The following is a 12,049-nucleotide window of genomic DNA, read 5'->3' as shown; positions in this document are numbered from 1 at the left end:
AAATCCCCACACAGGAGAGCCATATGTCCGATTTCAAACCGGGGCTCGAAGGTGTGATCGCCTTCGAGACCGAGATCGCCGAGCCCGACAAAGAAGGCGGCGCCCTACGATACCGCGGGGTCGACATCGAGGATCTGATCGGACAGGTCTCCTTCGGCAACGTGTGGGCGCTGCTGGTCGACGGGCGATTCGGCCCGGGGCTGCCGCCGGCCGAGCCGTTCCCGGTGCCGGTGCACTCCGGGGACATCCGGGTCGACGTACAGTCCGCGGTCGCCATGCTGGCCCCGTACTGGGGGCTGTCCCAACTGCTCGACATCTCCGACGAGCAGGTTCGCGCCGACCTCGCCCGGGTCTCGGTCACCGCGCTGTCGTTCGTCGCCCAGTCGGCCCGCGGTCTGGGTCTGCCGGCCGTGCCGCAGAAAGAGATCGACAAGGCGCAGACGGTCGTCGAGCGGTTCATGCGCCGCTGGCGCGGTGAGCCCGATCCGCGGCATGTCAAGGCCGTCGACGCGTACTTCATCTCGGCCGCCGAGCACGGTATGAACGCCTCCACCTTCACCGCCCGGGTGGTCGCCTCCACCGGAGCCGACGCCGCCGCCTGCATCTCCTCCGGCATCGGCGCGCTGTCCGGACCACTGCACGGCGGCGCGCCGTCGCGGGTGCTGCACATGATCGAGGGCGTGGAGCGCAGCGGCGACGCCGAGGCGTACGTCAAGGGCGTCCTCGACCGCGGCGAGCGGCTGATGGGTTTCGGCCACCGGGTCTACCGGGCCGAAGACCCGCGCGCCCGGGTGCTGCGGCGCACCGCCAAGGAACTCGGCGCACCGCGCTACGAGGTGGCCGAGGCATTGGAAAAGGCCGCGCTGGAGGAGTTGCACGCCCGCAAGCCGGACCGGGTGCTGGCTACCAACGTCGAGTTCTGGTCGGCGGTGGTGCTCGACTTCGCCGAGGTGCCGGCGCACATGTTCACTTCCATGTTCACCTGTGCCCGGATGGGCGGTTGGAGCGCGCACATCCTGGAGCAGAAGCGGCTCAAGCGGCTGGTCCGGCCGTCCGCCCGCTACGTCGGTCCGGCTCCGCGCAAGCCGCAGGAGGTCTCCGGCTGGGAAGCGGTCCCGCACGACGTCTGATCACGGGGCCCGACGCGGGACCGGCCGGACGCCGGGGTGTGGGGCACGCCTCAGTCGCAGGCGTGGGACCACGCCCCGGGCCGGGCCGGGCGGGTGCGAGGATGGGAGATCCATGACGCACCCCGGAAGGACTTCTGGTAACCGTGGCTGACGTTGCGACGATTCGCATCCCAGACGAGATCAAGCCCGCCGACGGCAGGTTCGGTTGCGGCCCGTCGAAGGTCCGCCCGGCGTCCGTCGCCGCGCTCTCCGAGGTCGCCACCAGCTACCTGGGCACCTCGCACCGGCAGAAGACGGTGCGTGACCAGGTCGCCCGGCTACGCCGCGGCATCTCGGAGTTCTTCGCCCTGCCCGACGGCTACGAGGTGATCCTCGGCAACGGCGGCACCACCGCCTTCTGGGAGGTCGCGACCTTCGGACTGGTCCGCGACCGGGCCCAGTTCGCCAGCTTCGGCGAGTTCGGCGCCAAGTTCGCCAAGGCGGTACGCGAGGCACCGTTCCTCGGCGAGCCGACGGTGTACAAGGCCGACCCGGGCTCGGCTCCGACTCTGGTCGCCGAAGCCGGGGTGGACGTGTACGCGACCCCGCACAACGAGACCTCGACCGGGGTCGCGGTGCCGATCAAGCGGGTCGCCGGGGCCGACGACGGAGCCCTGATGCTGGTCGACGCGACGTCGGGCGCCGGCGGACTGGAGGTCGACCCGGCCGAGACCGACGTCTATTATTTCGCCCCGCAGAAGTGCTTCGGCTCCGACGGTGGCATCTGGCTGGCCCTGATGTCGCCCGCCGCGCTGGCGCGGGCCACCGAGGTCAAGGCCTCCGGTCGGTACATCCCGGCCTTCCTCGACCTGGTCACCGCGATCGACAACTCGCGGCTGGAGCAGACCTACAACACCCCGGCGCTGGCGACGATCTTCCTGGCCGCCGAGCAGACCGACTGGATGAACGCCCAGGGCGGATTGCCCTGGGCGGCGAAACGGACGGCGGAGAGCGCGGCGGCGATCTACGGCTGGGCGCAGCGCTCCGCGGTGGCCACGCCGTTCGTGGCCGACCCCGCGCTGCGGTCGAACGTGGTGGCGACGATCGACTTCGCCGCCGGCGTGGACGCGTCGTCGATCGCCAGGGTGTTGCGGGCCAACGGGATCGTCGACACCGAGCCGTACCGCAAGCTGGGTCGCAACCAGCTGCGGGTGGCGTTGTTCCCGGCGGTCGACCCGACCGACGTCGAGGCGTTGACCGCCTGCGTCGACTACGTCGTCGAACGGCTCTGATTTTCTGCCGGTTTCGGGTATGTCATGGCGTACGGCCGGTTCGGTCCGCTATTGTAGCCAAACTGGCCGTATTGCTACATTGCCACCTTGGTGTCCGACTCATCACATTGACACCAGTGGCTAGCTGACAGCGCGCCGCCTGCCCTGATTCCGCACCGGAAAGAGCGTGGCAGCTCACTTGACATGCCCGGCGTGGCCTACTCCCATCGGGTGACTTATCGGCGTACCGTGTCCCAGGAGACGCCGGGGGGAGAGGTCGACCTGCGGCGTGGGGCAGCTCAGCGGGACGGAGGCAACGCGATGCGCCCAGTACGCTTCGTCGCCCTCTCCGAGGACGGTCAGGCCCTGGTTCTCGCCGACGAGGTGGGTCGGCTGCTCGCCCTGCCCATCGACGACCGGGTCTCCGGCGCCGTACAGGCCGATCCGGGCAGCAGCCCGGCGACGCTGACCGTGGCCAGCCCCACCGGTGACACGAAGCCTTCCCTGTCCCCGCGCGACATCCAGGCCCGCATCCGCGCCGGCGAGACCGCCGACGACGTTGCCCGGATCGCCGGTGTGCCGGTCGACCGGGTGCTGCGCTACGCCGGCCCGGTGCTGCAGGAACGGGCGATGCTCGCCCAGCACGCCCGGCGCACCCGGCTGAAGAACTCGGAAAAGGGCGCCCCGCTCGCCGAGGTGGTGGACGGCCGGCTGGCCCAGCACGGCATCGACGCCGAGAAGATCTCCTGGGACGCGTACCGGCGCGACGACGGCGCCTGGCGGATCATCGCCACCTGGCCGTCCGGCAAGGCGACCGCCCAGGCCATCTGGGAGCTGGACAAGAGCCGGCAGGTCATCTCGCCGCACGACGACATGGCGCAGTACCTGTGCACCGAGCGGCCCACTCAGATCCTCGGCCAGGAGCCGGCACCTGAGCGCGGCGGTCACGCGCTGCCCGGTCCCTCCCGCAACGAACTTGGCCGCGGCGGTCACGGCCTGCCCGCCGCGCCGGGCGACCAGCCCCGGCCCAGCCGGGATCCGATCCGGGCCGGCCGAGACGCGCTGCTCGCCTCACTGGACCGCCCGCTCGGCTCGGCCGCCGGGCGCGGTCTGGAGCCGGCAGCCGGCGCCGGTGCGGACACCCCCCGGCAACGGCCGGTCGCCGGCGGGGCGGCCGCGCTGCTCGGCGGCGGCGCAGGCTCCGCGTTCGACGACGACGCGGACGCGCCGAAGGAGGTCCCGGCGGTGCCGTCGCTGGCGGTGCTGCGGCCCCGCCGCGCCGGCTCGGGTAACGGCGACGCCCCCGCCGACGGCTCCGGCAAGTCCCGCAAGCGGCTGCCCAGCTGGGACGACGTGCTGTTCGGCAGCGGCCCCGCCGCCCGCGAAAGCTCCTGACGGCGTCGTCCGCCGAAGGCGTACGGCCATCCGGTCGGGGATCGCCCTCGGCGGACGACGCTCCCGCGTGGCAGGGTTGCCCGCATGGAGTACACCAATCTCGGCCGTACCGGCCTGTCCGTGAGCCGGTTGTGCCTCGGCACGATGAACTTCGGGCCGCAGACCGACGAAGCGGGCAGCTTCGCGATCATGGACCGGGCACTCGAACACGGCATCAACTTCCACGACACCGCGAACGTCTACGGCTGGCAGCTCGGCGAGGGCGTCACCGAGCGGATCATCGGACGGTGGTTCGCCCAGGGCGGCGGCCGGCGGGAGAAGGTGGTCCTGGCTACCAAGGTGTACGGGAAGATGGGCGACTGGCCCAACGAACAGGGCCTGTCCGCCCGGCACATCGTCCGCGCCTGCGATGACTCGCTGCGCCGGCTGCAGACCGACTGGATCGATCTGTACCAGATGCACCATGTCTCCCGGCAGACACCCTGGGAGGAAATCTGGCAGGCGATGGAGACCCTGGTCGCCCAGGGCAAGGTGCTCTACGTGGGATCGTCCAACTTCGCCGGTTGGCACATCGCAGCGGCCCAGGAGGCCGCCCGCCGACGCAATTTCCTCGGCCTCGTCTCCGAGCAGTGCATCTACAACCTGTTGACCCGGCACGTCGAGCTTGAGGTCATCCCGGCCGCGCAGCATCACGGGCTCGGTGTGATCCCCTGGTCGCCACTGCACGGCGGGCTGCTCAGCGGAGCCATCCGCAAGGAGGCCGCCGGTGAACAGGCCCGCTCCGGCAGCGGACGGTCCGCCGAAGCTCTCACCGAGCATCGCGGCACCATCGAGTCGTACGAGAAGTTCTGCGCCGAACTGGGCCACGACCCGGCGGATGTGGCCCTGGCCTGGCTGTTGTCCCGGCCGGGGGTGACCGCCCCGATCATCGGGCCGCGTACGACCGGCCAGCTCGACGGCTCGCTACGGGCGTTCGGCGTCACGCTCGACGACGACGTTCTCACGCGGCTCGACGAGCTCTTCCCGCCGGTCGGCAAGGGCGGGCCGGCCCCCGAAGCCTGGGCCTGGTAAACGCCGCCCCTACCCCGCACTCCCGCCGTCCGTCGGGTCAGGGGCGGGCCGGGGCGGGCCGGGCCGGCAGTACGTAGATCCGGGGCCGCGGACCCCAGCGCATCCGCAGCCGGCCACCGGTGCGGCGCAACTGCCAGGCGAGGGCCGCCCCGGTCACCAGGAACGAGATCACGCCGCCGAGCCAGATGCTGGCGCCGGCGCCGAAGTGTTCGGCGACCCAGCCGATGATCGGCGCGCCGACCGGGTTCGTGCCCAGGAAGACCAGCACCCACAGGGCCATCACCCGGCCTCGGAAGGCTGGGTCGACACCGAGCTGTACCCGCTGGTTGGACGCCTGCGCGAAGTAGACCATGAAGAATCCGGTCGGCAGCAGCAGGACCACGACCAGCCAGTACACCGGGGCCAGGCCGACGAGCGTGCCCAGCCCGGCGAAGGCGAGCGCGCTGCCGAGCACCGCGTACACCGAGGGCCGGCCGCGCCGACCACTCGCGGCGAGGGCACCGGCCAGCGCGCCGACCGCGAGCGCCGTGGTGAACAGTCCGAACGAGGCCGCTCCGGTGTTGAACACGGTCTTCGCCAGCGCGGCGAGGGTGAGCTGGAAATTGAACAGCAACAACCCGAGCACGGCCATCAGCGCCATCGGCAGCAGCAGATCGGGACGGTTGGACACGTAGCGGAGGCCGTCCACCACCCGGACGGCGTCCCGCTGGGCGCCGGTCGGCAGTCCGGCCCGGTACAGCTCACCGGTCCGCATCCGGACCAGATTGACCAGCGGTGCGCAGGACGCGATGGCGCTGATCAGGAAGACCGGACCGACGTCGAAGACGGCGATGGCGACACCGGCGAGCGCGGGGCCGACGATGCGCGCGGTGTTGAACGTCGCCGAGGACAGCGCCAGGGCGTTGGGCAGCAAGTGGGTGTCGACGAGTTCGGAGATGAACGACTGGCGGACCGGAGTTTCCAGGGCGTTGCCCACGCCGAGCAGACCAGCGAAAACGAACACGTGCCACAGCGCGACGACGCCGGTCAGCACCAGCACGCTCATCACCATGGCCAGTACGCACCAGATCGAGTTGGCGATGAACAGCAGCAACCGCTTGTCGTAGCGGTCGGCGAGCCGGCCGGACAAAAGGGTGAACAGCAGGACCGGGGTGAACTGCAGCGCGATGACCACGCCGAGCGCGGTAGCCGAGTCGTCCGACAACTGCAGGACGAGCCAGTCCTGCGCGATGAACATCATCCACACCCCGATCAGCTTGATCAGCTGACCGGTGGCGAAGATCCGGTAGTTGCGGACCTGCAGGGACTGGAAGGTGGTGTTCAGTGTCGCCCGCACTCGGGGTGCGCCTCCTCGGGTCGTACGCGTCATCCACGTGGGACGAAGCGGACCCGGTCGCGACGACCGTGCCGTCAGTCGCTGGCGACCTGCTGCAAGATCTCCGCGGCACGCCGTAGCGTGCCGCGGTCGTCGGGGCTCAGCGCCGCGAGCCGGATGGCGAGCCACTCGTCGCGGATCCGCTCGAACCTGGCGATCACCTCGCGCCCCGGCTCGGTGGTCGACAGGATCACCTGTCGACCGTCGGTCGGATGCGGGGTACGCCGCACCAGACCGCGCTCTTCGAGCTTCGCGACGATCTTGGTCATCGTCGGCGGCTGGACCCGTTCGACGTCGGCCAGCTCCCGTGGGCTCATCGCCCCGGCCAGCTCCAGACTGGTCAACGCGGAGAGCTGGGTCACCGTCAGGTCGCCGACCGGCCGGGCCTGCCGGACCCGCCGGTTGAGTCGGGTGATGGCATGGCGCAGGGTCGTTGCCAGCTGTGCGGCTGTGACCTGCTCTCCCATCACTGCCCACTCCGTCACGTTCGTTAGCCTAACTAACAACCGACCCGATCGCCCAGCAGTTATGACCACGGTCACCAGGGTGACCCAGCGTACCGCCCGCGCCCGCCCGGACAACGTCACGGGCGCGGGCGGCGCTCAGCCGATCAACAACTCCAGCGGATGACGCAGGAAATAGAGCGTGAACAGGACCGCCACCCCGTACAGCAGGGGGTGTACCGCGGCCGCCTTGCCCTTCACCAACTTGATCAGCACGAAGCTGATCACGCCGGCGCCGATACCGTTGGAGATCGAGTAGGTGAACGGCATCAGCACGATGGTGAGGAACGCCGGAATGGCGATCTCGTAGTCGGTCCAGTCGATCGTGCGGACCGCGGTCAGCATCAGGAAACCGACCACCACCAGGGCCGTCGACGCCGCTTCGAACGGCACCACCTCGACCAGCGGCGACAGGAACACGGCGAGCAGGAACAACCCGCCGGTGACCAGGTTGGCCGCCCCGGTCCGGGCACCCTCCGCCACCCCGGCGGCGCTTTCGATGTACGAGGTGTTGCTCGACGTGCTGGCCAGGCCACCCGCCGCCGCCGCTATCGAGTCGACCACCAGGATCTCCTTCGTCCGCGGCGGCATGCCCTCGGCGTCCAGCAGGCCGCCCTCCTGGCCGACCGCCACCATCGTGCCCATGGTGTCGAAGAAATCGGTCAGCAGCAGGGTGAAGACGAACATCAACGCGATCAGCCAGGTAGCCGAATCCCAGGCACCGAGCACATTGAACTTGCCCAGCAGCGACAGGTCCGGCGTGCCGACGATCTGGTCGGGCAGGGTGGGCACGGTCAGCGCCCAGCCACCGGGCTGACCGTCCGGCCCGCCGGCGGGACCGAACCGACCGATCGCCTCGACGACGATCGCCAGCACGGTCGAACCGAGGATGCCGATCAGGATCGCGCCGCGCACCTTACGTACGACCAGCACCAGGGTCAGCACCAGGCCGAGGACGAACACCAGCGCCGGCCAGGTGGCGATCATGCCGTTGATGCCCAGCCCGAGCGGCGGGGACGCGGTGCCACCGGTGACGAATCCCGCGTTGACGAAGCCGATCAGCGCGAGGAACAGGCCGATGCCGACGCCGATGGCGGTCTTCAGTTGGGTCGGCACCGCCCGGAACACGGCGCCGCGCAGCCCGGTGAGCACCAGGACCAGGATGATCACGCCTTCGATGACCACCAGCCCCATGGCGTCGGCCCAGGTCATCTGTGGGGCGATCTCGAACGCGACGAGCGCGTTCACGCCGAGCCCGGCCGCCAGCGCGAGCGGGAACCGGGCGACGACGCCCATCAGCAGGGTCATCAGCCCGGCGACCAGAGCGGTGGCGGCGGCGATGGCCGGGATGGCCAGGCTAACTCCCGCGCCGTCGACCGCGCTGCCCAGGATGAGCGGGTTGAGCACCACGATGTACGCCATGGTGAAGAAGGTGGCCAGGCCACCGCGTACCTCACGGCCCGGGGTGGAGCCCCGGGCGGTTATCTCGAAGAACCGGTCGAACGCGTTGCGCGGGCTCCGGTCCGGGGTTTCCCCGGCCGTCTCCGCCGGCACTGTCGCCATAGGCCCTCACAGCTGATCATAAGGATGGATTGGCGCATCGTCTCAGATCACTTGTTACCGAGGAAGGTCATCGCGGTTACGTCATGCAGCCGCTGGTCACGAAACACCCATCGAGACGCCGTCGATCAACGACGACGTACGCTGGTCAGGTGCCCGAACCGCCGCCGCACGCCGTGCCGGCCGCCGCGACCATCGCGACGAAACCACCGAAGGCGCCACGGCCGGCGCCACTCGATCCGCCGATGGTGCCGTTCGCCGTCGGCGGCATGGCCGCCTGGGCGGTCGCCGTGGTGGCCTGTCTGCTCGCCCGGGACTGGCTGGCCACGCACGGCCGTACCGACTGGCTCTGGATCAGCGTCGCGGGGTTCCTGCTCGGGCTGCCCGGACTGGCGGTGATGCTGCGCCACGACGCCAACCGGCGCCGCCGGTCGGTCAGGTCTGCGTCGCGCCGCCCGGAGTAACGGCGACGGCTTCCACCTCACTGTCGTCGTAGACGGTCGGCAATTCCTCGACCGGCGTCTCGGCCGACCCGATCAACGCCTCGGAATGTGCACCGCAGCCGTGGTCCACACTCACCGCCCGGCCGTCGTCCGGCGCGTAGACGTTGCCGCAGACCCCGAACGCCTGCCGCAGCGAGCCGGCCAGCAGCAGATAGAAGCCGCAGGACCCGCAGCGGGCGCTCGCCGGCGCGGCGACCGAGATCGGCGCCTCCGGGCCGTGCTCACCGTCGTACCAGCGCTGCGCGGTGTCCGCCCGGCCCTCGCGCGACATGACCCGGCTACGGCCCAGGCCCAGCTCCCAGCAGACTTCCTCCACCGCCGGGTCGTCAGACTGCAGGTAGCCCGGTGCCAGCCGGTCATCGTCGGACGACGTCGGCAGCAGGTCGCCGACTCCGAGGTCACCGGGCTGCAGCCGGTCCTGCCACGGCAGCCAGCCCGGAGCCAGCAGGGCGTCCGGTCCGGGCAGCAACACCGTCTCGCAGACGGTGACCCGACGACTGCGGGCGACCCGGGTGACCGTGACCGCCCACCGCCAGCCCTGGTAGCCGGACATCAGGCACTCAAACATATGAGTGACCAGTCGTTCACCTTCGGCAACTACCTGCAGGTGCTCACCCACCTCGGCCGGGTCGACCGCCGCGACGAGCGCGGCATGCGCTTCGTCGACAGCCTTCGCACACATGGCATCGAGGCGGGCGGCGCGAGTGGTGCTCCTGGTCACCATCCCATTGTTGCCTACCGGATGCCGCTGGCGACAGGCACTCCCCACGCACCGCCATTTCCGGTGCAGCCCGAGACGGAACCCCCGCGAATGGGTGAGGATGAGGTCATGGCGCTGTTCCGCTCGCTGGGTCGCACCGTCGGAGCCGGGTTCCGCGGCTCCCGAGCAGTGCTGCGCGGCACCGCGTACAGCAGCCGGTGGGCGGGCCGCAAGGTCATGCGGGTACGCCAGCGGGGCGCCGGCGGCGAGCCGGGCATGACCCGGCTGTTCGACCTGCACGCCGCCTCCTGCGCCGGGGACACCCTGGTCACCATCGGGCTGGCCGGGACGATCTTCTTCAGCGCACCACTCGGGGAGGCGCGCAGCAGTGTCGCGCTCTATCTGCTGGTCACCATGGTGCCGTTCGCCCTGCTCGCCCCGGTGGTCGGCCCGGTGCTGGACCACTTCCGGCACGGCCGCCGGTACGCGCTGGCCACCACCATGCTGGGCCGGGCGTTCCTGGCCTGGCTGATCGCCGACCACCTGAACGGATTCGGGCTGTACCCGGCCGCGTTCGGTGTGCTGGCGCTGTCGCGTGCGTACGGCGTGGGCCGGTCCGCAGCCATCCCCCGGCTGCTGCCGGCGGGTCTGGGCCTGTCCCAGGCCGGAGCACGGGCCAGCGTGTACGGCACGATCGCCGGCGCCGTCGTCGCGCCGCTGGGCCTGGCCGCCTTCTGGTTCGGACCGCAATGGCCGTTGCGGGTGGCCTCGGCGATCTTCCTGGTCGGCATGGTGATCGCGCTGCGGTTGCCGCCCCGGGCGGACTCCGAGCCGCCGGAGCGGGTGCCCCGGGCGTTCACGCTGCTGCGCCCGCGCCGAGGCGCCGGGCGACAGCGGATCCTCTCCGGTCGACTCGTGGTCGCCGCCCTGGTCGGCAGTTGCACGTTGCGGGCGCTCTACGGGTTCCTACTGCTCTTTCTCGCCTTCGCGGTCAAGGCCGGTGACCTGACCACGATCGTGGTCGGCAGGGACCTCGGTGACGAAGGCGCGCTCGGGCTGGTCGGTGCCGCACTGGCCGGCGGCAGTTTTCTGGCCACCGCGATCGGCAGTCGGATGCGCATCCAGCACCCGCTCGCTCTGCAGTCCAGCGGGCTGGTGATCGTCGCCGGTGTCGGGGTGCTCACCGCGCTGCAGTTCTCGCTGCTGATGGTGGTGTTGTTCTGTTTCGTCACCGCGGTGATCAGCGGCATGGCGAAACTCGCGGTGGACGCCACCATCCAGGAACGGATCCGGGAACGGCTGCGGGCCAGCGCTTTCGCCCACTCGGAGACGATCCTGATGCTGGCCTTCGTCGCCGGTGGCGGCTGCGGTCTGATCCCGGTCGACGGACGGATCGGGGTGGCGGCCGCCGCCGGCTTCGCCGTCCTGGCCGCCGGCCGGGCGACGGTCGTCGCCGGACGCCAACGCAAGGAACGTCTCAACGGCCGTCCAGCCGCCGATGTGGCCGACAGTGCCGACGACGAACCGGCCGATCAGGTCGCCGCCGGCCCCGGGGTCCGCGAGGATGCGACGGTCTCCGCCGATCCGCAGGAACCGCCGCGCACCCGGCAGTCGATCATTCCGGCCCGACCGCGACCTCGACCGCGACCGGAGGCGGAGCCGGCACCGACGCCGGCACCGGTCACCACCGCGCCGGCCAACCCGGCGACGGCGGCCGACGACGCCGACGATTCGGCGCCTCCCGGATTCCACATCTACCGCCCCTCGTCCGCGAACGGCCGTGGCGACCGGGAGGATCCTGGTGGCGAGCCCGGACCCGGGCGGTGAACCACAGGAGGCGTGACAGGTGCGAATCCTGGTCGTGACCGCGGTCGACGCGGAGGCCACGGCCGTCCGGCATGGTCTGGTCCCGGCGGCCGGCGGCAGAATGGTGGAGGTTGCGGTGGTAGGGGTAGGTTCAGCTGCCGCCGCCGCCGGCACCAGCCGGCAACTCGCCCTGGCGGCGAGCACCGGTCGGCCGTACCACGCGGTGATCAGCGCCGGAATCGGCGGCGGCTTTCCCGGGCGGGTCGAGGTAGGACAGACCGTGCTGGCTACCCGGTGCGTGGCCGCCGATCTCGGCGCCGAGTCACCGGACGGCTTCCTCAGCCTCGACGAGTTGGGCTTCGGCAGCGCGACCGCCCCGGTCGACCGCGACCTCACCGCCTGGTTGCGGGCCGCGCTGCCAGCGGCCACGACCGGCGCGGTCCTCACCATGAACACGGTGACCGGCACCGCGGCGAGTGCCGCCGCGCTGGCCGCCCGACATCCGGACGCCGTGGCCGAAGCCATGGAAGGGTACGGCGTGGCCTGTGCCGCCGGGCTCGCCGGGCTGCCGTTCGCGGAGTTGCGGACCATCTCCAACGCCGTTGGTCCGCGTGACCGGTCCGGTTGGCGGATCCCGGCGGCGCTGGCCGCGCTGACCACCGCCCTGACCACCCTGACCACCGCCCTGACCACCCTGACCGGCACTCCTGCCGCGCCCCCGACGCCGACCAGGCCGGCAGCCGGCTAGCGTGGCGG

The 12,049-nt window shown here is 71.0% G+C and carries 11 protein-coding genes; 7 read left to right on the top strand and 4 right to left on the bottom strand.

All coding sequences use genetic code 11. The features are described 5' to 3' along the window. Positions 1 to 23 precede the first annotated feature (23 nt). The 4 genes from ACN27F_RS21115 (at position 24) to ACN27F_RS21100 (ending at position 4,846) form a co-directional block, all read left to right on the top strand. On the top strand, positions 24 to 1,130 hold the full coding sequence (locus ACN27F_RS21115) for a citrate synthase 2 (RefSeq protein ID WP_421436025.1): 1,107 nt from the start codon (positions 24 to 26) through the stop codon (positions 1,128 to 1,130). Positions 1,131 to 1,273: 143 nt separating this feature from the next. Further along, a complete protein-coding gene (gene serC, locus ACN27F_RS21110; RefSeq protein ID WP_421436022.1) occupies positions 1,274 to 2,401 on the top strand; it encodes a phosphoserine transaminase in 1,128 nt (375 codons plus the stop codon). Positions 2,402 to 2,701: 300 nt separating this feature from the next. Continuing rightward, entirely contained in the window at positions 2,702 to 3,775 is a 1,074-nt protein-coding gene (sepH, locus tag ACN27F_RS21105) for a septation protein SepH (protein WP_421436020.1), read from the top strand. Positions 3,776 to 3,859: 84 nt separating this feature from the next. Continuing rightward, on the top strand, positions 3,860 to 4,846 hold the full coding sequence (locus ACN27F_RS21100) for an aldo/keto reductase (RefSeq protein WP_421436018.1): 987 nt from the start codon (positions 3,860 to 3,862) through the stop codon (positions 4,844 to 4,846). A 37-nt stretch (positions 4,847 to 4,883) separates the two neighbouring features. Here ACN27F_RS21100 and ACN27F_RS21095 read toward each other — a convergent pair whose 3' ends face one another. From ACN27F_RS21095 to ACN27F_RS21085, 3 genes are all read right to left on the bottom strand, one after another. After that, positions 4,884 to 6,182, bottom strand: a complete 1,299-nt coding sequence (locus tag ACN27F_RS21095) for an MFS transporter (protein WP_421436016.1) — start codon at positions 6,180 to 6,182, stop codon at positions 4,884 to 4,886. Positions 6,183 to 6,256: 74 nt separating this feature from the next. Then, a complete protein-coding gene (locus tag ACN27F_RS21090; RefSeq protein ID WP_421436013.1) occupies positions 6,257 to 6,706 on the bottom strand; it encodes a MarR family winged helix-turn-helix transcriptional regulator in 450 nt (149 codons plus the stop codon). A gap of 117 nt (positions 6,707 to 6,823) precedes the next feature. Continuing rightward, positions 6,824 to 8,287 (bottom strand): NCS2 family permease, encoded by a 1,464-nt coding sequence (locus tag ACN27F_RS21085; protein ID WP_421436010.1) that lies wholly within the window; start codon positions 8,285 to 8,287, stop codon positions 6,824 to 6,826. Between the two features lie 242 nt (positions 8,288 to 8,529). Between ACN27F_RS21085 and ACN27F_RS21080 the strand changes: the two genes are divergently transcribed. Next, the gene (locus ACN27F_RS21080) at positions 8,530 to 8,748 is read left to right on the top strand and encodes a DUF2530 domain-containing protein (protein WP_421440365.1); all 219 of its coding nucleotides are present in this window, start codon (positions 8,530 to 8,532) and stop codon (positions 8,746 to 8,748) included. Here ACN27F_RS21080 and ACN27F_RS21075 read toward each other — a convergent pair. Beyond that, positions 8,720 to 9,511, bottom strand: coding sequence for a DUF3027 domain-containing protein (locus tag ACN27F_RS21075; protein ID WP_421436009.1), 792 nt, complete (start codon positions 9,509 to 9,511; stop codon positions 8,720 to 8,722). The two genes, ACN27F_RS21080 and ACN27F_RS21075, sit on opposite strands and share 29 nt — an antisense overlap. 105 nt (positions 9,512 to 9,616) lie before the next feature. On the opposite strand from ACN27F_RS21075, the gene ACN27F_RS21070 reads away from it, so the two are divergent. Both ACN27F_RS21070 and ACN27F_RS21065 read left to right on the top strand, forming a co-directional pair. Continuing rightward, positions 9,617 to 11,314, top strand: coding sequence for an MFS transporter (locus tag ACN27F_RS21070; protein ID WP_421436007.1), 1,698 nt, complete (start codon positions 9,617 to 9,619; stop codon positions 11,312 to 11,314). 19 nt (positions 11,315 to 11,333) lie between these two features. Continuing rightward, a complete protein-coding gene (locus ACN27F_RS21065; RefSeq protein WP_421436005.1) occupies positions 11,334 to 12,041 on the top strand; it encodes a futalosine hydrolase in 708 nt (235 codons plus the stop codon). The last annotated feature ends 8 nt before the right edge of the window (positions 12,042 to 12,049 follow it).

The organism is Solwaraspora sp. WMMB335, from assembly GCF_049179075.1.
In the GTDB taxonomy this organism is placed as follows: domain Bacteria; phylum Actinomycetota; class Actinomycetes; order Mycobacteriales; family Micromonosporaceae; genus Micromonospora_E.
This window is presented reverse-complemented; position numbering and strand designations above follow the sequence as displayed.

Bases quoted from the DNA above. Each gene is read 5' to 3' on its own strand.
- ACN27F_RS21115 (WP_421436025.1), top strand. From the start codon at position 24: ATGTCCGATTTCAAACCGGGGCTCGAAGGTGTGATCGCCTTCGAGACC.
- sepH (WP_421436020.1), top strand. From the start codon at position 2,702: ATGCGCCCAGTACGCTTCGTCGCCCTCTCCGAGGACGGTCAGGCCCTG.
- ACN27F_RS21100 (WP_421436018.1), top strand. From the start codon at position 3,860: ATGGAGTACACCAATCTCGGCCGTACCGGCCTGTCCGTGAGCCGGTTG.
- ACN27F_RS21085 (WP_421436010.1), bottom strand. From the start codon at position 8,287: ATGGCGACAGTGCCGGCGGAGACGGCCGGGGAAACCCCGGACCGGAGC.
- ACN27F_RS21080 (WP_421440365.1), top strand. From the start codon at position 8,530: ATGGTGCCGTTCGCCGTCGGCGGCATGGCCGCCTGGGCGGTCGCCGTG.
- ACN27F_RS21075 (WP_421436009.1), bottom strand. From the start codon at position 9,511: ATGGTGACCAGGAGCACCACTCGCGCCGCCCGCCTCGATGCCATGTGT.
- ACN27F_RS21070 (WP_421436007.1), top strand. From the start codon at position 9,617: ATGGCGCTGTTCCGCTCGCTGGGTCGCACCGTCGGAGCCGGGTTCCGC.